Here is a 23,945-nt window from a genome sequence, read left to right on the forward strand (position 1 = left end):
TTTAAAGCCCCTTTTTAGTCAACCCTACTCTTTCTCTTTCTTTATCAATATCTTTGATTTTTACTTTTATGATTTGACCAACTGCTAATACTTTATTTGGATCATCTACAAATTTATCTGATATTTCAGATATATGAAGTAAAGCATCATTTTTTAAACCTATATCTATGAATGCTCCAAATTTAATAACATTTCGAACTGTTCCTTCAAGTTCCATTCCTGGTTTGAGATTATCTATTTTTAATATATCGGATTTTAGAATTGGTTTTTGAATGCTATCTCTAGGATCTCTTCTTTCTTTTACCAATGCATCGTAAATATCCTTTACAGTTTCATAACCATAACCATTTTCAATAGAAAACTTTCCATAATCAAATTCTATCAGAATTTCTTTTGCTTTTGCTAAATCTTTTCCATAATCTTTTAAAGACAAACCTACACATTTTAATATTTGTTCTGCTACTTTATAAGATTCTGGATGAATTACTGTGTTATCAAGATGATTTTCTCCATCAAGTATTATTAAAAATCCAGCCATCTGTTCATAAGCTTTCGCTCCTAAACCCTTAACTTTTAACAATTCTTTTCTATTTTTAAAGTTTCCGTTATCTTTTCTATAATCGACAATACATTTAGCAACACCTTTTTTAACCCCTGAAACATATGCCAATAATGCCCATGAAGCTGTATTTACATTTACTCCTACACTATTTACAACAAGCTGAATTACCTCTTCTAAAGATTGATCTAATCTTTTCTGATTTACATCATGTTGATACATTCCCACTCCAATTGATTTGGGATCTATCTTCACTAATTCCGCTAAAGGCTCTTGAATTCTTCTGCCTATTGAAATAGCTCCTCTTACTGTTACATCTAATTCTGGAAATTCTTCAACAGCTATTTTCGAAGCTGAATAAATTGAAGCGCCTGCTTCATTTCCTATTAAATACTTTACATCTGTATCAACACTTTTTAAAACGCTTGCAACAAAACTTTCTGTTTCTCTTGATGCAGTACCATTTCCAATAACAACTATATCTATATTATATCTTTTTATGAAATCTTTCATTTTTCTTTCAGCATCTTTAAGTTGATTTTCATGATGCATTTCTTTTACAAGATAGAAAACCGTATTCTCTCTAAAAAATCCATTTTTATCTATAATTGCTACTTTACATCCTGTTCTATAACCAGGATCTAAAGCCAATATGTTTTTCTCATGTAACGGTGGTTGCATTAAAAGATTCTTTAAATTCTCTTTAAATACTAGTATTGCTTCATCTTCTGCTTTTTCTGTTAATATGTTTCTAACTTCTCTTTCAATAGAAGGTAAAATTAATCTATCTAGAGCATCTATTATAATCTCTGTATGCAAAAAATTCATCTCTTTATTTTTAAAATCTTTTAATAGATATTTCTCGATATCATTCCTATCTTTATCTTCAAAATTCAAAGAAATCGTTAGTATATTTTCATTTTCTCCTCTATTTAAAGCTAAAACTCTGTGAGACAGTACTTTGTTTACAGGTTCTGTATATTCATAGTAATCTTTATACAGTTGTTTTAAATCTAACTCTTCTGCTTTCTTACTTTTTTTAGCACTTATAGAAGCCTTTTTTAACATATCATCTCTTAATTTCTGCCTATACTCTAAAGTTTCGGATAGATTTTGAGCGACAATTAATTTTGCTCCTTCAATTGCTTTTTCAACACTTTCAACTTCTTCTGTTATAAAACTCTGAGCTTCTTTTTGAAGTTCTTCAAGCGAAGTAAAAGTATATATTTTTTGAGATAATAATTCTAAGCCTTGCTCTTTAGCTACATCAGCTTTTGTTTTTCTTTTTTTCTTGTATGGAAAATAGATATCCTCTACAGCTTGAAGTTTTTGAGCTAAACTTATTTTTATTTTTAATTCCTCTGTTAACTTTCCCTGTTCTTCAATTAATCTAATAACCTCTTGCTTTCTTATCTCTAAGTTTCTTAAGTAAGTCACTAATTCAGATATTTTTAAAATATTTGTTTCATCTAGATTATCAGTAATTTCTTTTCTATACCTTGCGATGAACGGTACTGTTGATCCTTCATCCAAAAGTTTAACAGTATTAATTATTTGTTCAACTTTTAATCCTGTTTCTTTTGCGATTCTATTAAAGAGTGTATTCATTAATCCTCCTCTGCACAGTTGAATTTACAACGTATTATACCATATTTTAATAATCAATGTCTAACACAAACAGAAAAAAAGGTGCCTTTTCAGGCACCTAAATTCATGCAATTAGTTTTTCTTTGCAGCTTCGAACTTTGCCCAAACACCAGATTTATCTAATAAAGACTTTACTGTTCTTGTAGGTTGTGCTCCATTCATAAGGAATTTAACAATTTCCTCTTCTTTAAGAGATACTCTTCCATCTTCTAATGGGAAGTAGTTTCCTAAATAAGCTACTGCCTTTCCATCTCTTCTTGATAAAGCTTCCATTGCAGCTATTCTGTATACAGGTTTCTTTTTGCTTCCCATTCTAGTTAATCTTAATTTTAACATTTAAAATCACTCCTTTTATTTTTTCTATTTTTTTATTTTGGTATCACTAATCTAATCTCTATTTAAAATGGAAACTTCATTCCACCTTTTCTTCCACCCATTCCAGGAAGTTGTGGGAACTTTCCAGTTGAAAACATTTTCATCATTTCTTTCATCTGCTCAAATTGCTTTAGCAATTTATTTATATCAGCTACATCTGATCCACTACCCTTAGAAATCCTTTGTTTACGGCTAGCTTTTAATATCTCAGGCTTTTTTCTTTCTTCTTTTGTCATTGATTGAATAATAGCTTCTACTTTTTTCATCTCTTTTTCAGCTGGAGCTAAATCCCCTAATTGACCCATACCTGGAATCATTTTCAAGATATTTCCAATTGAACCTAACTTCTTTATGTTCTGTAATTGCTTTAAGAAATCATCTAAATCAAATTTTTGAGTTCTAATTTTTTCTTCTAAAGACTTTGCATCCTCTTCACCAATTGCTTCCTGAGCTTTTTCAACTAATGAAACAACATCTCCCATACCTAGTATTCTTGATGCTAATCTCTCAGGATGGAATAATTCTAAATCATCTATTTTTTCACCGGTTCCTACGAACTTAATTGGTTTTCCAACTACTGCTTTTACTGATAAAGCTGCTCCACCTCTAGTATCTCCATCAAACTTTGTAAGCACTACTCCATCAATACTCAATGCATTATTAAAAGATTGAGCAAGATTTACTGCATCCTGTCCTATCATTGCATCCACTACTAACAGAATCTCTTGTGGTCTAACTACTTTTTTAACTTCTTTTAATTCTTCCATTAATTTTTCATCTATATGTAATCTACCAGCAGTATCTATTATTAGATATGTTGCTCCAGACTCTTTAGCTTTTTGTAATCCTCTTTCACAAATACCTATAGCATCGTTACTTCCTATTTCAAAGTAAACATCTACTCCTACTTGTTGAGCTAAAACTTCTAATTGTTTCATAGCTGCAGGCCTATAAATATCCGCTCCTATTAAAAAAGGTTTTTCTCCTTGCTTTTTTAAATGTTTTGCCAACTTTCCAGCAAATGTTGTTTTTCCAGCTCCTTGAAGTCCTGCTAACATTATTACTGTTGGATTTCTAACACTTTTTGTCAACCTTGAGTTTGTTCCTCCTAAAAGCTCTACCAACTCATCGTTAACTATCTTGATAAACTGCTGACCTGGATTAACTCCAGTCAAAACTTCTGCTCCAACAGCTTTTTCTTGAATTTTTACAACAAATTCTTTTACAACTTTGTAGTTTACATCGGCCTCTAGTAAAGACATTCTAACTTCACGTAAAGCCTCTTTTATATTACTTTCGCTTAGTTTTCCATGACCTCTTACTTTTTTCATTATGTCTTGGAATCTATTTCCTAAATTTTCTAACATGGGCACCCCTACTAAAAGTTTTTTTCGATTATTTCTTCAAGTTTTTCAATTTTAAAGTCTTTCTTTAAATCTTTCAACTGTTTAAGAAGTTCTAGATCTCTTTTGTAGAAACCTATCTTTTCTTCATAATCTCTTAAAATTTTTATTCCTCTTTTTATGTTATCATAGACAGCTTGTCTAGTTATATTATACTTCTTTCCAATCTCTGTAAGAGATTGATCTCCTTCAAAGTGCTCTAACAAATACTCCTTTTGTCTCTCACTTAAAAGATTACTATAATAGTCAAGCAAAATAGATACTTCTAGCATCTCATTCAATTCCATAACATCACCAAGATATTATATCTATTCTTACAATTTTTGTCAAGCATTTTTTCTTTACAAAAGTTTAAGTTTTTTTACTTTTATCTCTATGCTATAATTAATATATATCAAATTTTACGAGGTGGTTAAGTGAATCTAAAAGAACATATAAAAAAAATTATTATTGAAATAGATAACAATAATAATCTGATTTCAAAAGAAGTTATAGATAATACTCCTGAAAGAATCGAGCTTTTTTACAAAGAAATTTTTTCTGGTCTTCATATTAATCCTTACACTTTTCTAGAAAAAACATTTCCAGTTAAAAGCAATGATTTAGTTATTGAAAAAAATATCACTTTCCATTCAATGTGCGAACATCACTTTCTACCTTTCTTTGGAAAAATATCAATTGGATATATTCCAAACGGTAGAATTATTGGATTTGGAGATATTATTAAAGTTATTGAAGCTTATACTAAAAGACCTCAACTTCAAGAAAGACTTTGCAATGAAATATCTGAATCTATTTATCAGGGATTAAAGTGCCAAGGCGTTTACGTTATCATTGAAGCAGAACACACATGTATGACTATGAGAGGTGTTAAAGCTTTGGGTTCTAAAGTTATTACAACTTCAGCTAAAGGAATATTCAATCAAAATGAAAATATAAAAATGGAATTTTTAAACTTAATCAAATAATTAGGAGTGCTCTTATGGATAAAATATATATTAAAAATTTAGAGTTTATAGGAAACCATGGTGTTTTCCCAGAAGAAAAATTTCTTCAACAAAAATTTATTATCTCTGTTGAAATGGAAACCTCTACTCGAAAAGCTGGGGTTGATGATGATTTAAACCACTCTACACATTATGGATTTGTTGCTGAAGATATTGAAAAAGTATTTTTTTCACAATCTTTTGATTTAATTGAAGCTCTTGCCGAAAATATAGCAAAAACAATTTTAATTAAATATTCGCTTATAAAGAATGTAAAAGTAATCGTTAAAAAACCTTGGGCTCCAATAAAAAAACACTTTGATTTTGTCGCCATAGAAATATATCGTTCGAGAAATATAGCCTATCTTTCAATCGGTTCAAACATTGGTAATTTGAAAGAAAATCTAAAGAATGCTATTTCTGCAATTTCAACTTTAGAAAATACTACCATTACAAAAACTAGTACTTTTTTAGAAACTAAACCTTTCGGAAATATTGAACAAGACAATTTTTTAAATGCTTGTTTAGAAATAACAACTCTCTCTACTCCTCAAGAGCTTCTTAAGGAACTACTAAATATTGAAAATATTCTAGGTAGAACACGAGAGATTAAATGGGGACCTAGAGTAATTGATTTGGACATACTTCTCTTTAACGACCTTATTGTTCAAGATGAAAATCTTGCTATTCCTCATCCTTGGATGTGTGAACGTTCATTTGTTTTAGATCCTTTAAATGAAATCGCTCCAAATCTTATTCATCCTTTAGAAAAAAAATATATTTCAAGATTAAAAAGAGATTTATATAAATCTTTATAGGAGGTTTTCATGACTTTTTCTTCATTAGGCAAAACATTTTATTTAAATAATGAAACTTTAATTATGGGAATACTTAATGTTACTCCAGACTCTTTCTCTGACGGTGGAAATTTCAACTCTCTCACCGCTGCTTTTGAACATGCAAAAAAACTAATTGCTGATGGAGCACATATTCTTGATATAGGCGGGCAATCAACTCGACCAGGACATATTGAAGTAGATTTAGAAACTGAAATAAGCAGAGTAGTTCCTATTATAAAAAAAGTTTCTACAGAACTAAATTGTATAATTTCAATCGATACTTATCGATATGAGGTTGCTGAAGCTGCAATAAAAGCTGGCGCACACATTATAAATGATGTCTGGGGTTTACAAAAAGATTCTGGTGAAATGGCTAAAATAGCTGCAAAATATAATTGTGTCGTTATAGCAATGCATAATCAAAACTCAAAAATTTACGATAATGATATCATTATATCTATGAAAAATTTTTTTAAAACTACTTTTAAAGTTGCTGAAGAAAATGGCATGAATATAAATAATATTATTATCGATCCTGGTATTGGTTTTGGAAAGGGATACGAAGAAAATATTGAAGTTTTAAATAGATTAAATGAATTATCTTTTATTGCTCCTATTCTTATTGGAGTATCTAAAAAAGGATTTATAGGTAAACCCTTAAATTTATCTCCAAATGATAGAATTGAAGGAACAATAGCTGTGAATACTCTTGCTGTATATAAAGGTGCTAAAATTTTAAGGGTTCATAATGTTTTAGAACACAAAAAAGCTCTTTCTATCATAGATAAAATAATCTATTTCAATAAAAATTATTAAATAAAAATGAGCTCAGAATTAAATTTCTAAGCTCATTTTTATTTAATAATTGTAGAAATAACTTCCTCCAATAAACTCTTTTAAAATAGATTCGTCTGGAACATATCTATCTGAAATTGTTGTAAAATAATTCAAAAGCCTCAAAAGTTTTCTAGCTTCTTCATAATGTGGACTAGTCATTTTAATTTTAATCAATTCCCTTTCTACTGCAGGTTTTAAAACTCCTATTTCATAAGCCAAACTGGTGTCAAATATAATATCTGCATTTTCTTGATAAGGAAAGATATTCTTCTCCTCTCCTCTTCTAACTCGATCCCACATTTCCAGAGTTTCTTCAGCATTAAAGTTTCTAGATATGCTGTCTCTAACAATTCTTCTCATTTTTCTAACAATACTTGTTTTCATTCTATTATGTGAATCTATATTAAGTTGTGTTAAACAACTAATATAAATCTTAAAAATATGATTTTGAGAAATACCTTCTAGTAGACTACTATTTAAACCATGTATTCCTTCTAATATTACAATTGTATCTTTTTGTATTTTTACTTTTTCTCCTTTAGATTTTCTTTTTCCAGTACTAAAATCATATTTTGGAATTTCTGCTTCTCTTCCTAACATCAACTCTTTCAAATTTTTATTTAATAATACAACATCTAAAGCTCTTATAGTTTCAAAATCTTTTTTTCCATCTTCATCTACAGGAATGATATCTCTATCAATATAATAGTCATCTAGAGATATCATTAATGGTTTTATTTCAGAAGCCATCATCTGAAGTTTTAATCTATTGCTAAATGTCGTTTTTCCAGATGAACTTGGTCCCGCTATTGTTACAATTCTTATATCTCTATCTTCTAATATTTTTTCCGCAATTTTAGTTATTTTTTTATCATGTAAAGTTTCATTTACCCTTATAAGCCCTACAATATCACCTTCTAAGTTTATCCTATTTAAACTTCCAACACATGAAACTTTCATAATATCGTTCCATTTAGAACTTTCTTTATAAACTTTAGCTAGTTTTTTATCATCTATCATAGGCGGTATTTGGATTACATCATTTATATTTTCTAAAGTTTTAAAAATGAATCCCTCGTCATATGAATATATTTCAAATAAATTTACAAAAGATGTATTTTCATAAAGTTCTTCAATAAAATAACTTTTATAATCATCTATTTCATAAATAAAAAATGATACTATTCCTGTTGTTTCTAAAAGTTCTTTTAAATCAGCTCTGATATTTTGAAGGTTACTCTTATTTATTCTTTCTGAATTAAAATGTGTCTTTTTTATTTTTATCTTTTTTGACACTATCTCATTCATTCTTTCTTTTATTTTTTCTACATCTTCTTCACAAACATATTCTTTCCCATTTACGGTTATATATACTCCATTATTTAAAGAGTTTCTAAAAGTTAATTCATAATCTGGATAAATATCACTTATAGCTTTCAATAAAACTAACTTTGCAGTTAAGTGATATTTTCTACTTTCAAACTTCTCCATAAAATCCTCCTCTAATAAAAATAACTCTAAATTAGTATTTAACATAATCTAGAGTTATCCTTTTTATTTTTTAGTATTTTCTTCAATTAAATGACATGCATAAAAGTGTCCAGGTGAAATTTCTCTTAGAATTGGTGTCGAATTTCCACAATTTGGAACTGCTATACTACATCTTTTTCTAAATCTACAACCCTCTCCAGGATTAACAGGAGAAGTTATCTCACCTTTTAACATCTCTCTATTCATTTTATGTTTTATACTTGCAATAGGAATTGCTGATAATAAAGCTTTCGTATATGGATGCACTGGATTTTTAAATAATTCTCTCGCTGGTGCTTTTTCAACGAGTTCTCCCAAATACATTACAGCTATATCATCAGAAAAATGTTTAACTACTGATAAATCATGAGTTATAAACATAAATGTTAAACCAAATTCTTCTTGCAAGTCTTTCATCAAATTTAGAACTTGAGCTTGAATAGAAACATCTAAAGCTGAAACTGGTTCGTCACAAACTATAAATTTTGGGTTTAAAGCCAGAGCTCTTGCTATTCCAATTCTTTGTCTTCTTCCCCCATCTAATTCGTGTGGATAAGTATTTGTTAGTCTTTCACTCAAACCTACAGTTTCCATAAGTTTCTTAACTTTTTCTTGTAAATCTTTTTTATTTTCAAATTTTTTATGTATTGTTAGAGGCTCTGCTATTATTTCACTAACAGTCATTCTTGGATTTAACGATGCATATGGATCTTGAAAAATTATTTGCATCTCTTCTCTCAATTTTACCATTTCAGCTTTTCCATACTCTCTAATATTCTTTCCTTCAAATATTATATCTCCATCGGTCGCTTCTAACAATCTTAAAACAACTCTACCAGTTGTTGATTTTCCACAACCAGATTCTCCAACTATCCCTAAAGTTTTCCCTCTTTCAATTGAAAACGTAACACCATCTACCGCATGCAGAAGTCCTTTTGGTGTGTTGAAGTATTTCTTCAGATTTCTTACTTCTAGTATATTATCTGCCATTTTCCCCTCCTTGTAGTTCTGGTACATCTATTAATCCCTCATAAACTAAACATTTAACTCTATGACCGCTTTCATCAGATGTTCTTGGAGTTCTTTTTGAACACTCATCTTGTACATATGGACATCTCGGATGGAATCTACATCCTGATGGTAAGTTTGTTGGATCAGGCATTAATCCTTTTATTGGTTTTAATCTTGTAACTTCTTCATCTAAGCTTGGTATTGAGTCAAATAATCCAAGTGTATAAGGGTGTTTTGGATTTTCAAAAATATCATATAAAGTTCCCGATTCTACAATCTCACCAGCATACATTATTGCTACTTTATCACAAACTTGTGCAACAACTCCTAAATCATGAGTTATTAATATCATCGATGTTTTTAACTTCTTTTTTAAATCATTCATCAAATCTAATACTTGAGCTTGTATTGTTACATCTAAGGCCGTTGTTGGCTCATCTGCTATTAACAATTTAGGATTACAAGCTAAAGCTATAGCTATTACAACTCTTTGCTTCATTCCACCAGAAAATTGATGTGGGTAATCATTTAATCTATTTCCAGGTATTCCAACTAACTCTAACATCTCACTAGCTTTTAGCATTGAATTTTTAAAAGATAGCTTTTCATGTATTTGTATAACTTCAGCAATTTGATCTCCAACAGTTAATACAGGATTTAAAGATGTCATTGGATCTTGAAAAATCATGCTTATCTCTCTTCCTCTAATAGCTCTCATGTCATCTTCTGAAATAGTCAATAAATTTCTTCCTTCAAAAATTATTTCTCCGGATATAATTTTTCCTGGTGGATTTGGGACTAATCTCATAATACCTAAAGCTGTTGTGCTTTTTCCAGCTCCAGTTTCTCCTACTAATCCTAATGTTTCTCCTTCATTTAATTCTATTTCTAAATCTGTTACAGCTCGTACTTTTTCATCGTTCGTTTCATAATTTATTGATAAATTTTTTATACTTAATAATTTTTCCATTTGCGCTCATCTCCCCCACTGTAATTATTGTTTTAATCTTGGATCTAATGCATCTCTTAATCCATCTCCTAAAAGATTTAAAGATAATATTGTTATCATTATAGATACACCTGGGAATGTTGTTACCCACCATGCATATCTTAAATATTGTCTACCACCAGATAACATAGAACCCCATTCAGGCGCTGGAGGTTGAATTCCTAATCCTATAAAACTTAACCCTGCTGTTGCTAGTATAGCATTTGCAACTCCTAGTGTACCTTGTACAATTACTGGTGCTAATGAGTTTGGAATAATATGACTGAATATTATTCTTGCGTCACTTGCTCCTATCGCTCTTGCAGCTTCTATAAACTCTTGATCTCTAATTGATAAGACAGAAGCTCTTACTATTCTGGCATACCTAGGTATTGAAGAAATACTTACTGCAACCATCAAATTTAATAAATTTGGTCCTAATGCAGATACAATTGCAATTGCTAACAATATACTTGGTACTGCTAAAAATATATCCATTATTCTCATTATTACGTTATCAAGCTTTCCGCCATAATATCCTGCAAGAGAACCTAAAAAACCACCAATTATTATTGCTATTCCAACCGCCAACATTCCAACTTTCAAAGATACTCTTGCTCCATGAATTAATCTTGCAAAAATATCTCTACCAAACTCGTCAGTTCCTAACCAATGCTCACTTGACGGTGGTTTTAATCTCATTCTTAAATTTTGCTTTATTACCACCTGATCATAATTTGCTATTTGATCTGCAAATAACGCAAGTAAGATTATTATAACTAAAATCACTAAACCAAACAAGGCCATTTTATTTCTTTTTAAATTTTTCCATAACTCTGCCCATTGACTTCTTTTTTTTATAACATTTTCATTTTTTATGTCTGTCATTTTACCCACCCCTTTACTTATATTGCGATTTTATTCTTGGATCTACATATGCATATAATATATCTACTGCTAAATTTACAATGCTAAACGTAACAGCCAAGAAAATTACCGCAGCTAAAACTGTTGGTGTATCTTTTTGCCGAATGGCATCAACCATCATTCTTCCTACACCTGGCCATGAATAAACTGATTCTGTTAATACAGCTCCCCCTAGAAGCCCACCAAACTGTAATCCAACTACTGTTATAACTGGGATTAACGCATTTTTCAATGCATGTCTATTTATTACAACTTTCTCTGACACTCCTTTTGCTCTTGCCGTTCTAATATAGTCTTGTCTTATCACTTCAAGCATAGAAGAACGAGTCATACGAGTGATTATTGCGGCTGATCCAACACCTAAAGTTAATGATGGTAAAATCAAACTTTTAAAACCATCAAATCCACCAGATGGTAACCATCTCAAATTTACTGAGAATGTTAATATTAACATTAATCCTAGCCAAAATACTGGCATTGATACTCCTAATAGCGCTCCAATCATACTTACACTATCAATTAGTGTATATTGTTTTGTTGCTGAAATTATTCCTAAAGGTATTCCTATGCACACAGCTATAATTATTCCTACAACTGCTAATATTAATGTATTTGGAAATCTTGAAAATATCTCTCCAAATACCTCTCGGCCCGTAGTATAAGAATATCCAAAATTTCCTACAACTGCATTCTTAATAAATTTGAAATATTGAATAAAGAATGGATCATTCAATCCCATTTCTCTTCTTAATTGTTCAATTGCTTCTCTTGGTGCACTTTCACCCAATATTAGTTGTGCTGGATCCCCTGGTGTTAAGGACATTATTGTAAACACTAGAAAAGATACCCCTAATAATACTGGTATTAACAATAATATTCTTTTTAATATATATTTATGCATTTTCTAAACCCCCTTATTTCATTTATATCAGAAAGAAAACCATTACAGTTTCCTTTCTGAATTAATATCTATTTTACTTAGTCTTATAAGTTCCGTAAATTTTATGATGTCCTGCTGGATGCATTTTAAATCCTTCTACATTCTTTTGTTTTCCTATATTTTGTGATGTATATGCTATCGTAAATATTGGTGCATCTTCTTGCAAAATATCTTGAGCTTCAAAATAATATTTTTTTCTTTCTTCTGTATTTGTTGAACTTCTTGCTTTTGTTAGCAATTCATCAATTTTAGGGTTTGTATAGAATGATCTATTTCCAGCACCACCTTTATTGGCAGAATTAAATAATGGATCCAATCCATAATCAGCATCTCCTGTTACTGATACCCATCCTAATATGAACATATCGTGATCTCCTCTTGCAGTTCCATCTAAGTATGCTCCCCACTCAAGAGTTTCTATAATCACATCAACGCCAACTTGTTTTAATTGATCTTGTACAATTACAGCAATATCTCTTCTTGTTGGATTGTCATTTGTCCAAAGTTTTAATTTTAATCCTTTTTCATATCCTGCTTCTTTTAATAATTCTTTTGCTTTTTCTGGATTGAACTCGTAAGATTTTGCATTTGGGTTATATCCAAATACTTTAGGTCCTATAGGCGAATTTGCTTTTATTGCTGAACCTTGATAAGCTACATCTATTATATCTTGAACGTTAATTGCATAAGAAATTGCTTGTCTCACTCTTTTATCCTTTAAAGACTCTTTATTAACATTAAATCCAATATAAGACATTGATAATGATGGTTCCTCTACAAAATCTAACGATGAATTATCTTGAACTATTCCTTTATCTACAGGTTCTAAATCATAAGCAATATCTATTTCTCCTGTTTCTAATCCAATTGTTCTATTTGTTCCTTCTACTATACTTCTAAAAATAACTTTATCTATTGGTGCTTTTCCCATATAGTAATCCGAATTTACTTCTAAATTTATTCTATCTCCAGCTTGCCAACTAGTAAATTTATATGGTCCTGTTCCTACAGGGTTTTGTCCATAACTTCCACCTAACTTTTCCACAGCTTCTCTATTTAAAATCGATGCTGCTGTATGAGCTAAATGACTCAATAAAGCTCCAAAAGGTTTTTCTGTTTTTACTCTAACTACATAATCACTAACTATTTCAACTGATTTTACCGCTGATATGATGTGAGATACTTGAGGCGAGGCTTTCATTCTATCCAAAGTAAATTTAACATCATCTGCCGTTAATTCTTCTCCATTGTGAAACTTTACACCTTTTCTTAAATTAAACTCTATTGTTGTATCGTCAATTTGAGTCCAACTTTCTGCTAATCCAGGAACTATATTCATATTAGCATCTTGTTTTACTAACGAATCATAAATTTGCCCTGCAACTCTAGATGAAGGTTGATCGTTAGATGCATGTGGATCTAAAACTTTTGCATCAGCTCCTTGAGCTATAATCAATGTATTTTTATCCGCTTTCACTTCTGAGTTCATTCCTAAGAAAATTGTAAAAGCACTCAGTAAAAGTATTTTTTTATTCATTTTTATCCCCCTATGTTTTAGTTTTGTACATTATTAAATAAATTAATATTGTTAATAGAATATAACCTTTTATATATAACAAATCAAATTTATTTAATGAATACGCCCTATTCACAAAATGAATTATTTTCATAAAATAAAAAAAAGGAAATTTATTTTCATTTTATGAAAGGGCGCTTAAATTAAATAGAACCTCCTATAAATTAGGAGGTTCTATCTATTATATGATTAAATTTAATTAAGGTGGCTCAATTTATTTTGCTTTTTTTTCAGTTTTTTCTACACTCTTTTTTTGCATAGCTACATACTTGTCTGCTCCATAATAAGCTCTTAAGTACATCTCTCTTAAATCACTCATTAATGGATATCTTGGATTTGCTCCTGTACATTGGTCATCAAATGCTGCATCTACCATTGTATCTAATTTAGATAAGAATTCTTCTTCAGAAATTCCGTATTCAGCGATTGTTGGTTTTATTCCAATTTCAGTTTTTAATTCAGATACTTTCTTTCTAAATAATTTTGCTTTCTCTTCAGGTGTTTCGTTTCCTTTTGTTAATCCTAAATAGTCAGCTAATTTTCCATAACGCTCTTTTGCATTTGGATATTTATATTGTGCAAATCCTGCCATTTTAAAAGGCTTATCTGTTGCATTGAATCTTATTACTTCATCAAGTAATAGTGCATTTGCTACTCCATGTGGTATATGGAAAGCTGCTCCTAATTTATGAGCCATTGAGTGGCATATTCCTAGGAAAGCATTTGAGAAAGCCATTCCAGCCATACATGATGCATTTGCCATTTTTTCCTTAGCTTTTACTGCTGTTGCTCCTCCCTTTACTGATTCTGGAAGATATTTGAATGTTAATCTTGTAGCTTCTAATGCTAAAGGATTAGTGAATTCAGAAGCTAATACTGATACGTATGCTTCAACAGCATGCGTTACAACGTCTATTCCTGATGCTGCTGTTAACCCAGCTGGCATTGTTAACATTAATTGTGGATCTACTACTGCTACATTTGGTGTAATTTCATAATCAGCTAAAGGATATTTCACTCCTGTAGCATCATCAGTTATAACTGCAAATGGAGTTACTTCTGATCCTGTTCCAGCTGAAGTTGCTACTGCCCAGAACTCAGCTTTACTTCCCATTTTAGGGAATTTAACTATTCTTTTTCTGATATCCATAAATGTCATAGCTAAGTCTTTAAAGTTTACAGTTGGGTGTTCATACATAACCCACATAATCTTAGCAGCATCCATCGCTGAACCTCCACCAAGAGCTATAATAACATCTGGATTATAGTTTCTCATTAACTCTGCACCTTTTTGTACTACACTTAAAGTTGGATCTGCTTCAACATCAGAGAAAACTCTGTAATCTACTCCTATGTTATCTAAAACTGATGTTATATGGTCTGTATATCCTAATTTTGCTAATTGATTATCTGTTACTATGACAGCTTTTTTCTTTCCTTTTAATTCTTCTAAAGCTACTGGAAGAGATCCAAATTTAAAGTAAACTCTCTCAGGTATTCTGAACCAAAGCATATTTTCTCTCCTTTTAGCAATAGTCTTTATATTAATTAAATGTTTTACTCCAACATTTTCAGAAACAGCATTTCCTCCCCAAGATCCACATCCAAGTGTTAAAGAAGGTGCTAATTTGAAGTTAAATACATCTCCAATTGCTCCTTGAGCTGCTGGCATATTTATTAATGTTCTTCCTGTCTTCATTGTTCTTGCAAATAAATCAATTTTATCTTTTGCAACTAACTCATCTGCATATAAAACTGAAGTATGTCCCATTCCACCAAGCTCTATTAATCTGTCTGCTTTCTTCAAAGCTTCTTCAAAATTTACAGCTTTGTACATTGCTAATACTGGCGATAACTTTTCATGAGAGAATGCTTCTTCTAACTCAACTGATTCAACTTCTCCAATAATTACTTTTGTTTCTTTAGGAACATTTACTCCAGCCATTTTAGCTATTTTATAAGCTGATTGACCTACAATGTCACCATTTAAATGCCCATCTATTACTATTAATTTTCTTACTTTATCTACTTCTTCACCTTTTAAAATATAAGCATTTCTAGCTGCGAATTCAGCTTTTACTTTATCATAAATAGATGATTGGATTATAACTGCTTGCTCAGAAGCACATATAACTCCATTATCAAAAGTTTTAGATAGTAATATTGAGTTTACTGCCATCTTTATATGTGCAGTTTCATCTATTATTACCGGTGTATTTCCAGCTCCAACTCCAATTGCAGGGGTTCCAGATGAATAAGCAGCTTTAACCATTCCTGGTCCTCCAGTTGCTAATATTAAATCTGCCATTTTCATTAAATCATTTGAAGCTTGAACTGAAGGTTCTGATATCCAAGCAATGATATCTTTTGGTGCTCCTGCTTTTACTGCTGCTTCTAGAACTATTCTTGCTGCTTCTATAGTTGCATTTTTAGCTCTTGGGTGTGGAGAGAAAATGATTGCATTTCTTGTTTTTAATGCTAATAAAGCTTTAAATATTGCTGTTGAAGTTGGATTAGTCGTAGGTACAATTCCAGCTATAACTCCAATCGGTTCAGCGATTTTTTGTATTCCATAAGACATATCTTCTTCTATAATTCCACAAGTTTTTGTGTCTTTATATGCATTATATATATATTCAGAAGCAAAATGGTTTTTTATAACTTTATCTTCTACGATTCCCATTCCAGTTTCTTCTACTGCCATTTTAGCTAATTTAATTCTAGCGTTATTTGCAGCTAATGAAGCTTCTCTAAAAATTTCATTTACTTGCTCTTGAGTAAACTTTGAATACTCTTTTTGAGCTAATCTTACTTTTTCTATTGTATTTATTAGTGTCATAAACCATCACTCCTATGTGAATTTTTATTTTATAATCCTAGTATACTTGTGTTTTCCATTTTTTGAAAATTTTTTTTTGGCAACTTTTACAATTTTTAACCGTCAAGTTTTAACCATTTCACAATTTTAGACCCGCGATTCAATTTTTTTGTATTTTTATTAGCTTTTTATTTTCTTTTATAGTATACTCTATTAACCTTTATTTTTCTAAGGAGGTCTATATTTAAAATGAAAAAAAACTATTTAAAAAATGAATGTTTAAATTTTTGTAATATTAACAATATTTTTAAAGAATTCTTGATTTCTAATCTAAATTTTGAGCAATTAATTGCCGTAACAAATTTAAATGGTAATTTTTTACTTCTTGCTGGCGCTGGTTCTGGTAAAACTAGAGTTATTATTTATAGAACTCTTTTGTTACTAAAATTACAAACAAAACCTGAAAAAATTTTAATTTTAACATTTACAAGAAAAGCTTGTAATGAAATTAAAAAACGTATAGAAACTTTTATTCCAAATTCAAATGTTAATATTGAAACCTTTCATTCCTTAGCTTATAAAATTTTGAGAAAGTATACTCAAAATAAAACATTTCAGGTTTTAACTATGGATAGTGCATTAAGTTTAGCAAAACAATCATTTTTTTTTAATGAAATTTCAAATGTAATTTCAAAAGAAGAAATTATTAAAGCTACCATATCTTCAAGAACACATTATTTTAATTCTGATTTTTTTAAAAATTTAGAAACCCACTCTAAAAAAATAATTTTAAATTTTTTAGAAACTATTGACTTATTAAAAAAAAATCAAAATCTTTATTCTTTTGATGATCTATTAAGTCAATTGTATAATTTTTTAAAATTAAATATAATACCAATATCTTTTGAATATATTATGGTTGATGAATACCAAGATACTGATAATTTACAAATTGAAATTTTGAAATTACTTTCTCAAAAAAGTTATCTAATGGCTGTAGGTGATGATTATCAAAGTATTTATAGTTTTAAAGGAGCTACAATTGATAATATAATTAATTTTTCAAATGATTTTGAAAATACTAAAATTTTTTTATTAAAAGAAAACTATAGAAGTTCTAATCATATTTTAAAACTATCAAATGAATTTTCAAAAAAATTAAGAAATTCTTTTAGAAAAACTTTACTATGTAACAATACTTCTAATGAATTACCTAGTTTAAATATTTTTAAAACACATACAGAAGAAGTTAAAGCTATTTACAATAAAATTAAAGTTATTTTAAATAATACTCCAGATGCGAGTATATCTATACTTTTTAGAAATTTCTCATATATGCAAGAGTTCGTTAACATTTTCGACCACTATAAATTAAGTTATAATATTAGTCAAAATATTTTTCTAGAAAATATTTTTAAAGATAGAACAGTTAATGATAATACAAATCTAGCTTTATTAACCATTCATAGTTCTAAAGGCCTTGAATGGGACTATGTATTTTTACCCCTTCTTTTAGATGGAATAATTCCAACGTCTATTGGTAATCCCATTAATTTAGAAGAAGAAAAAAGACTTTTTTATGTAGCTTTAACTCGTGCTAAAAAAGAACTTTTTTTATCTTATCCACTATCTTTTTACAATAACTATGGATTATTTTTAACTCCTACTCCATTTATAAATGATATCAATTCTAGCTTTTTTCAAATTAAAAGAGGATAGTTGAAATCAACTATCCTCTTTTAAATTCCATTATAAATTTCTCAATACCTATACTTTCTTCTATTCTACCAGTCTTAATAGAGTGTTCAACTAGTAATATTTTTTCTATCATATCTAATAAAAATTCTTCATTAAATAATGATATATATTTTAATTTTAAAAATATAGGATATTCTCTTAAATAACCTTTATTAGTTTTAAAGTTTTTCTTTATTTTTTCATAATTCGAAGCTTTGAATTCATTATAAGATATATTTTCTTTAATATTTCCCAATTTATTTAATGCTACTAATTTTAATGCTAAATTTAATTCCTCTGTTATAAGGTATATAAATATCATATACTCTTTTGTCTTTTTTAGATATTCTATAATAAGCTTCACATTATCTAAAATCATATAATTTTCTACCATTTTTTTTATATTATACTCATCACTTATCGATATAATACCCAACACTTTCTCTAAAATAAAAGAGTCTCCATTTAAAAAATTCTTTATTTTTTGAACTTCATTTCTTACTTTAAAAAAATCATCTCCTAAAATCTCAGCTAATTTTTCAGATTCGTATTCAGAGATTTCTAACTCCTTTTCAATGAAAAAATGAATTCCTTTTTTTTCTAAAGCTTTCCTAGCTACTATTGTTTCCCCTATTTTTTCAGCATTTGTTACCACTCTTTTTCCAATTTCATTTATAGCTTTTCCATAATCATTCAATTCTTCTTCATAAGTAACAACTACTTCTTTCTTTGTCAAATCATAATCAGCGATTATTTTAAGAAAATTATCCAATTTTTTTAATTTTTCTGATCTTTTTAAAACTATTAATTCTTTTTCAACAAACATTGAATTTATAGATATACTTTCCATAAATTTTTCATCTTCGCCTTGAGAAGCATCAAAAATCTTAACTGGGATACAAGGATTTGACTTCTTTATTTTTTCCATTAACTCCTCATATTTTAATGGTAGAGGCGTATCACCATAAATAAAATAAAACATCTTTTTCTCCCTCTTTTCTTTTTTATATATTATAACATAAAAAAGAAAAGAGAGACTAACTCTCTTTTTTTTTTAATCTTTTTTAGTTAAAATCTTCGAAGCATTTAATACTGCTAAAACCGAAACTCCAACATCTGCAAAAATAGCTAACCATAAATTAGCAACTCCAAGAATACCCAAAATCATAACCACTATTTTCACACCTAGTGCAAACCCTACATTTTCTAAAACTACTTGATTATTTTTTTTCGCTAAATTCAATGCTATAATAACCTTATAAGGATCATCATTCATTAAAACTATATCTGAACTTTCTATGGCTATATCACTTCCTATCATACCCATAGATATTCCTATATCAGCCATTGCTAATACTGGAGCATCATTTATTCCATCTCCAACAAATATTGTTCCCTTTTGACTTTTAGCTTTAATCTCTTCTAATTTTGTTACTTTATCTTCTGGTAAAAGATTTGTACATATTTTATCTTCATCTATTCCTAAAATATGACCTATATGTTTTCCAGTTTTTTCATTATCTCCTGTTAACATATATACATTTATTCCTTGAGCACTCAATTCATCTATAGTTTTTCTAGATGTTTCTTTTATTTCGTCTTCAACAGTAAATTTTCCTATAAGTTCTGAATTTAAAGCTACATATACAACAGTCCCAAAATCTTCTTCTAACTCTACAAAAATATCATTATTTTCTAAAAATTTTTTACTTCCTACTAAAATTTCTTTTCCACAATAAAGAGTATTTACTCCATATCCTGCTTTTTCATTGTGTCCTTGAATGTCCCATTCTGATACTTCAACATCTCCATATTTTAAAATAGCTTTTCCTATAGGATGATTTGAATAAAATTCTCCTGCTTTTGCATATTCTATAAGTTCATTTTCAGTTCCTTTTAAAACTTCAATTTTTGTTACTTTAAAACTTCCTTTTGTCAAAGTTCCTGTTTTATCAAATACAACAGTATCAATATTTTTTAATCTTTCTAAATAATTTCCACCTTTTATTAATATTCCCTCTTTTGAACCTTTTCCTATAGAACTAAAGAAAGTTAAAGGTACAGATAACACCAATGCACATGGACAAGATATAACTAAAAATATTAATGCTCTACTAAACCATAATTTAAAATTCCCATCATGCAATATCGGTACTCCAATTGCTATTGCAATTGATAAAAATACAACTAAAGGTGTATAGTATCTTGCAAATTTTGTTATAAATTTTTCTGCAGATGCTTTTTTACTTCCTGCACTTTCTACCATCTCAATTATTTTATTTACAGTTGATTCAGAATAATTTTTAGTCGCTTTAAATTCAATTGTTCCATTTATATTTATAGAACCACTTAGAATTTCACATCCAACCTCTCCTATTACAGGAACAGCCTCTCCAGTCAGTGCTGATTTATCTAAAGTTGTTGTTCCTAATATTATTATTCCATCCAACGGAACTCTTTCTCCTGGTTTAACAAGTAAAATATCACCTGTTTTTATCATTGATGGATTAACTACTTCTACTGTTCCATTTTTATTTTTTAGATTTGCATAATCTGGTTTTATACTCATAAGTTTTTCAATTGATTTTTTAGAGTTATTTATAGCCATATCTTGGAAAAACTCACCTAATTTGTAAAATATCATAACTCCTGCAGCTTCTCCAAAATCTCCAAGACCTAAAGCTCCTATTGTTGCTATTGACATTAAAAAATTTTCATCTAAAAATTTTCCTCTTTTTATATTTTTAAAAGCACTAAATAATATATCATATCCTGATAATCCATAAGATATAATTAAAATAATATCTTTTTGTAATCCTTTTGGTAAAGTCAATCCTACAATAAACAAAGTCAATCCTATTGTTAAAATTATTAAATTAACTTTAGAAAATATGCCTTCCTCATGTGAATCTTTGTGTTTATGACCTTGGTTTTCTTCTTTTGTATTTGATATATTATCTTTGAAATATGTTCCAGGTTCAATTTTATCTGCAACTTTATTTAATTTTTCCAAAATAATATTTTCATCAATATCTTTTACTAATGTAAATTTTAGTTTTTTTGTATAAAAATCTACATTCACTTCTTTCAATTCATCTAACCTTTCCAATTCATATTGGATTTTTGAAGCACAACCTCCACAATGAAGATTTATAATTTCATATTCTTTTTTCATTTATATCTCCTTTTCGGGTATACCCATACCCCCTATATCTATATTTTAAAATACCACATTTTATATTTTTTGTCAAAATTTTTTTGAATCTTTTCAATTTAAATAGTATAATATAAATTATTGAAAAAAGGAGTTTAGTATGAAAATTATAGTTCATGATATCATAGATATTTTTAAAGAAAATATTAGCAATCTGGAATTTATTAGGGGTGTTTTCTCAAATCCTTCTAATCCTAATTTATACAAAAAAATAAATTTAAAGCCCGTAGAAATAAAAGGAGATATTTTTATACAATTTGAAAGTTTTAAAGATAATAAAGCTTTTCATAAAAATCTTTCACTAAAAGAAACTTTTACCTATTTAATAGAGATAATTAAAGATTTTAAACAAATACTTATAACTACATCTAAACAAGAGATTCAAATTTTACAAAATAAAAAAGGTTTCTCTTTAAAAAGAAAAGCTATTACTAGTAAAAAATTAGAATTTTCTCATAACAAACAAAAAAATTATATTCTTCAAGATAATACTGAAATACCATTTTTAATAAAATTAGGTGTTATGTCTGAAAATGGTAAAGTTACAAAAGATAAATTTAACAAATTCAGACAAATTAATAAATATCTTGAATTTATTGAGGATACTTTAAAAGAGTTGCAAGAAAAAAAGCTTGTTGATAACAGTATGAAAATTGTAGATTTTGGTTGTGGAAAATCATATTTAACATTTGCTCTTTATCATTACTTAAAAAATATTAAAAATCTAAATGTTGAAATTATTGGACTTGATTTAAAAGAGGATGTTATTAATCACTGTAATTCTATTGCAAATGATTTAAAATTTAATAATTTAAAGTTTTTAAAAGGAGATATTAAAGAGTTTAACCAATTTGATAATGTTGATATGATTTTCTCTTTACATGCTTGTAATAATGCTACAGATTACTCTTTATTAAAAGGTCTAGAACTTAGAGCTAAAGCAATCTTAGCTGTTCCTTGTTGTCAATCTGAAATTAATCAAAAAATTGATAAGTCTTCAACTACCGAAATAAAAGGTATTTTATCTCCATTTGGAAATCATGGTATTTTACAAGAAAAATTTAGTTCTTTAGCTACTGACGCTTTAAGAGCACTTGCACTTGAACTTTGTGGTTTTAATACAAAAGTTATAGAATTTATAGATATGGAGCATACTCCTAAAAATATTCTTATAAAAGCTATAAAAGGAGCTCCTTCAGAAGATAAGTTAGTTAAAAAAAGATTAGAATATGATAGATATATTGAATTTTTAGGTGTTAATCCTATTATAGACAACTTACTCCAACCATACTTTAAAAAATAAAAAAAATGGAAGTTAAACTATAACTTATATAGTTAACTTCCATTTTTGTTTTCTATTTTTCTAATAAATATATAACTCCACCAACTAATAGCGCTGGTATTATATTATATAAAGTTACAATTAAAGCTGATTTTTTACTTAGAGCTAAAAGAGGAAAAAGAGCATCTCCATCATTACAAATAGCATTTGCTACTAAAGCTGAGAATGGTATTCCACCTGAAATATATAATGCTGCTAAAAGTATCTGTGGACCACATCCAGGTATTAATCCTACTAAAGTTGCTCCTATTACAACTAAGTATCCAGTATTATTTAAAAGCATTTTCAATGAATTTTCTCCACCTATATACACTAAAAATATTTCATAACTTAAAAATGCTATAAAAACCCATGTTACTAAAAATGCTGCCTCTTCAGCTGTGTGAATAAAGGTTTCTATAATTGAGCCTAATTTACTTTCTGTTTTATCAAAATCACTTCCTTTTATTACTTTTCTACTTAGTATTGTATATAATATACAAAGTAAGGTTCCTACTACTCCTACTAATTCAATCGGATTTATATGATCCTCTACGTGTGAATGCCCTTCTAAAAGATGTTTAAAAGCAAAAGGTATTGAAATTATTACTAATAACCAAAATAATTTATACCAAACTTTATGAGTCAATATATATATATATTTTAAACTCGACTTTTTATGTAAAATCTTATCTATTATATCCCCCTTTTCGTGAATTATATGATGATGATTTTTGTGGCCACTCTCTTCATTCAATAGCTCTTCTGAATCTTTTTTTTCTAAATTTTTATTTAGAATAATATTTTGACCAATTTTCAATTTATCTATAAGTAATCCAGAAGCAACTCCTACAAAACCACTTATTATTAAAATTTTAAAATATGATTCAATATCTCCAACTATCAATACAAATGCTGCATCTCCCATCGTTGTTATAAACGCTGCAACTAAAGCTCCAAAACTAACTTTCCCCAAAATAAATAATGGAACAATGACTATTGCTCCACCACAGCCAGGTATTAAACCAAGTATCGTTGAAAAATACACTCCATTTTTTTTATTTTTCTCTAACAACTTTATTAAAATATCATTAAACTTATAATCTACAAATCCTATGAATAATAAGGACAAAGAAACAAAAACACCAACTCTAAAAAATGAATCCATTGCTACATTGTAAATAGTATGAAATATTTCCATAAAAATCACCTCATATTTTATTCTTTACAATCTTTA

General features: G+C 28.7%; 19 protein-coding genes. 5 read left to right on the forward strand and 14 right to left on the reverse strand.

Translation table 11 applies throughout. From position 1 onward, the window contains the following. Position 1: 1 nt before the first annotated feature. From ACRCZX_RS04745 to ylxM, 4 genes are all read right to left on the reverse strand, one after another. A complete protein-coding gene (locus tag ACRCZX_RS04745; protein ID WP_438581779.1) occupies positions 2–2,167 on the reverse strand; it encodes a Tex-like N-terminal domain-containing protein in 2,166 nt (721 codons plus the stop codon). 111 nt (positions 2,168–2,278) lie between these two features. Further along, positions 2,279–2,542, reverse strand: coding sequence for a 30S ribosomal protein S16 (gene rpsP, locus ACRCZX_RS04750; RefSeq protein WP_438581780.1), 264 nt, complete (start codon positions 2,540–2,542; stop codon positions 2,279–2,281). A gap of 62 nt (positions 2,543–2,604) precedes the next feature. Beyond that, on the reverse strand, positions 2,605–3,948 hold the full coding sequence (gene ffh / locus ACRCZX_RS04755; protein ID WP_438581781.1) for a signal recognition particle protein: 1,344 nt from the start codon (positions 3,946–3,948) through the stop codon (positions 2,605–2,607). Between the two features lie 11 nt (positions 3,949–3,959). Beyond that, on the reverse strand, positions 3,960–4,271 hold the full coding sequence (gene ylxM, locus ACRCZX_RS04760) for a YlxM family DNA-binding protein (RefSeq protein WP_438581782.1): 312 nt from the start codon (positions 4,269–4,271) through the stop codon (positions 3,960–3,962). Positions 4,272–4,400: 129 nt separating this feature from the next. Between ylxM and folE the strand changes: the two genes are divergently transcribed. The 3 genes from folE to folP are packed head-to-tail and all read left to right on the forward strand — an operon-like array spanning position 4,401 to position 6,625. Beyond that, a complete protein-coding gene (folE, locus tag ACRCZX_RS04765) occupies positions 4,401–4,952 on the forward strand; it encodes a GTP cyclohydrolase I FolE (RefSeq protein ID WP_438581783.1) in 552 nt (183 codons plus the stop codon). 14 nt (positions 4,953–4,966) lie between these two features. Beyond that, positions 4,967–5,788: a 2-amino-4-hydroxy-6-hydroxymethyldihydropteridine diphosphokinase gene (gene folK / locus ACRCZX_RS04770; RefSeq protein WP_438581784.1), complete on the forward strand. Its 822-nt coding sequence runs from the start codon at positions 4,967–4,969 to the stop codon at positions 5,786–5,788. Positions 5,789–5,797: 9 nt separating this feature from the next. Then, a complete protein-coding gene (gene folP, locus ACRCZX_RS04775) occupies positions 5,798–6,625 on the forward strand; it encodes a dihydropteroate synthase (protein WP_438581785.1) in 828 nt (275 codons plus the stop codon). A 42-nt stretch (positions 6,626–6,667) separates the two neighbouring features. Here the strand turns inward: folP and ACRCZX_RS04780 are convergent, their stop codons facing one another. The 7 genes from ACRCZX_RS04780 to adhE form a co-directional block, all read right to left on the reverse strand. Next, a complete protein-coding gene (locus ACRCZX_RS04780) occupies positions 6,668–8,137 on the reverse strand; it encodes a uridine kinase family protein (RefSeq protein WP_438581786.1) in 1,470 nt (489 codons plus the stop codon). A 63-nt stretch (positions 8,138–8,200) separates the two neighbouring features. Then, entirely contained in the window at positions 8,201–9,166 is a 966-nt protein-coding gene (locus ACRCZX_RS04785) for an ABC transporter ATP-binding protein (RefSeq protein WP_438581787.1), read from the reverse strand. Next, positions 9,156–10,157 (reverse strand): ABC transporter ATP-binding protein, encoded by a 1,002-nt coding sequence (locus tag ACRCZX_RS04790; protein WP_438581788.1) that lies wholly within the window; start codon positions 10,155–10,157, stop codon positions 9,156–9,158. Before ACRCZX_RS04790 ends, ACRCZX_RS04785 begins: the two co-directional genes overlap by 11 nt. 24 nt (positions 10,158–10,181) lie before the next feature. Continuing rightward, positions 10,182–11,063 carry a nickel transporter permease gene (nikC, locus tag ACRCZX_RS04795; RefSeq protein WP_438581789.1) on the reverse strand — a complete coding sequence of 294 codons (882 nt, stop codon included), beginning with the start codon at positions 11,061–11,063 and terminating at the stop codon, positions 10,182–10,184. Between the two features lie 13 nt (positions 11,064–11,076). Further along, entirely contained in the window at positions 11,077–12,003 is a 927-nt protein-coding gene (gene nikB / locus ACRCZX_RS04800; protein WP_438581790.1) for a nickel ABC transporter permease, read from the reverse strand. Positions 12,004–12,076: 73 nt separating this feature from the next. Then, positions 12,077–13,579: a glutathione ABC transporter substrate-binding protein gene (locus ACRCZX_RS04805; RefSeq protein WP_438581791.1), complete on the reverse strand. Its 1,503-nt coding sequence runs from the start codon at positions 13,577–13,579 to the stop codon at positions 12,077–12,079. Positions 13,580–13,832: 253 nt separating this feature from the next. Beyond that, positions 13,833–16,457 carry a bifunctional acetaldehyde-CoA/alcohol dehydrogenase gene (adhE, locus tag ACRCZX_RS04810; RefSeq protein ID WP_438581792.1) on the reverse strand — a complete coding sequence of 875 codons (2,625 nt, stop codon included), beginning with the start codon at positions 16,455–16,457 and terminating at the stop codon, positions 13,833–13,835. Between the two features lie 228 nt (positions 16,458–16,685). Here adhE and ACRCZX_RS04815 point away from each other — a divergent pair, with 228 nt between their 5' ends. Continuing rightward, the gene (locus ACRCZX_RS04815; RefSeq protein WP_438581793.1) at positions 16,686–18,155 is read left to right on the forward strand and encodes an ATP-dependent helicase; all 1,470 of its coding nucleotides are present in this window, start codon (positions 16,686–16,688) and stop codon (positions 18,153–18,155) included. Between the two features lie 10 nt (positions 18,156–18,165). On the opposite strand, the gene ACRCZX_RS04820 is transcribed toward ACRCZX_RS04815, so the two are convergent. Both ACRCZX_RS04820 and ACRCZX_RS04825 read right to left on the reverse strand, forming a co-directional pair. Next, a complete protein-coding gene (locus tag ACRCZX_RS04820; RefSeq protein ID WP_438581794.1) occupies positions 18,166–19,155 on the reverse strand; it encodes a hypothetical protein in 990 nt (329 codons plus the stop codon). A gap of 72 nt (positions 19,156–19,227) precedes the next feature. Then, a complete protein-coding gene (locus ACRCZX_RS04825; protein ID WP_438581795.1) occupies positions 19,228–21,348 on the reverse strand; it encodes a heavy metal translocating P-type ATPase in 2,121 nt (706 codons plus the stop codon). Positions 21,349–21,487: 139 nt separating this feature from the next. Between ACRCZX_RS04825 and ACRCZX_RS04830 the strand changes: the two genes are divergently transcribed. Then, entirely contained in the window at positions 21,488–22,690 is a 1,203-nt protein-coding gene (locus ACRCZX_RS04830; protein ID WP_438581796.1) for a class I SAM-dependent methyltransferase, read from the forward strand. Positions 22,691–22,742: 52 nt separating this feature from the next. Here the strand turns inward: ACRCZX_RS04830 and ACRCZX_RS04835 are convergent, their stop codons facing one another. Continuing rightward, positions 22,743–23,909, reverse strand: coding sequence for a putative manganese transporter (locus tag ACRCZX_RS04835; RefSeq protein ID WP_438581797.1), 1,167 nt, complete (start codon positions 23,907–23,909; stop codon positions 22,743–22,745). Positions 23,910–23,945: the final 36 nt, after the last annotated feature.

It is taken from the genome of Cetobacterium sp. (assembly GCF_051658645.1).
Taxonomy (GTDB): Bacteria; Fusobacteriota; Fusobacteriia; order Fusobacteriales; family Fusobacteriaceae; genus Cetobacterium_A.

Excerpts from the sequence above, each read along its gene's own strand:
- ACRCZX_RS04745 (WP_438581779.1), bottom strand. The coding sequence starts at position 2,167 with ATGAATACACTCTTTAATAGAATCGCAAAAGAAACAGGATTAAAAGTT.
- rpsP (WP_438581780.1), bottom strand. The coding sequence starts at position 2,542 with ATGTTAAAATTAAGATTAACTAGAATGGGAAGCAAAAAGAAACCTGTA.
- ffh (WP_438581781.1), bottom strand. The coding sequence starts at position 3,948 with ATGTTAGAAAATTTAGGAAATAGATTCCAAGACATAATGAAAAAAGTA.
- ylxM (WP_438581782.1), bottom strand. The coding sequence starts at position 4,271 with ATGGAATTGAATGAGATGCTAGAAGTATCTATTTTGCTTGACTATTAT.
- folK (WP_438581784.1), top strand. The coding sequence starts at position 4,967 with ATGGATAAAATATATATTAAAAATTTAGAGTTTATAGGAAACCATGGT.
- folP (WP_438581785.1), top strand. The coding sequence starts at position 5,798 with ATGACTTTTTCTTCATTAGGCAAAACATTTTATTTAAATAATGAAACT.
- ACRCZX_RS04780 (WP_438581786.1), bottom strand. The coding sequence starts at position 8,137 with ATGGAGAAGTTTGAAAGTAGAAAATATCACTTAACTGCAAAGTTAGTT.
- ACRCZX_RS04785 (WP_438581787.1), bottom strand. The coding sequence starts at position 9,166 with ATGGCAGATAATATACTAGAAGTAAGAAATCTGAAGAAATACTTCAAC.
- ACRCZX_RS04790 (WP_438581788.1), bottom strand. The coding sequence starts at position 10,157 with ATGGAAAAATTATTAAGTATAAAAAATTTATCAATAAATTATGAAACG.
- nikC (WP_438581789.1), bottom strand. The coding sequence starts at position 11,063 with ATGACAGACATAAAAAATGAAAATGTTATAAAAAAAAGAAGTCAATGG.
- nikB (WP_438581790.1), bottom strand. The coding sequence starts at position 12,003 with ATGCATAAATATATATTAAAAAGAATATTATTGTTAATACCAGTATTA.
- ACRCZX_RS04805 (WP_438581791.1), bottom strand. The coding sequence starts at position 13,579 with ATGAATAAAAAAATACTTTTACTGAGTGCTTTTACAATTTTCTTAGGA.
- adhE (WP_438581792.1), bottom strand. The coding sequence starts at position 16,457 with ATGACACTAATAAATACAATAGAAAAAGTAAGATTAGCTCAAAAAGAG.
- ACRCZX_RS04815 (WP_438581793.1), top strand. The coding sequence starts at position 16,686 with ATGAAAAAAAACTATTTAAAAAATGAATGTTTAAATTTTTGTAATATT.
- ACRCZX_RS04820 (WP_438581794.1), bottom strand. The coding sequence starts at position 19,155 with ATGTTTTATTTTATTTATGGTGATACGCCTCTACCATTAAAATATGAG.
- ACRCZX_RS04825 (WP_438581795.1), bottom strand. The coding sequence starts at position 21,348 with ATGAAAAAAGAATATGAAATTATAAATCTTCATTGTGGAGGTTGTGCT.
- ACRCZX_RS04830 (WP_438581796.1), top strand. The coding sequence starts at position 21,488 with ATGAAAATTATAGTTCATGATATCATAGATATTTTTAAAGAAAATATT.
- ACRCZX_RS04835 (WP_438581797.1), bottom strand. The coding sequence starts at position 23,909 with ATGGAAATATTTCATACTATTTACAATGTAGCAATGGATTCATTTTTT.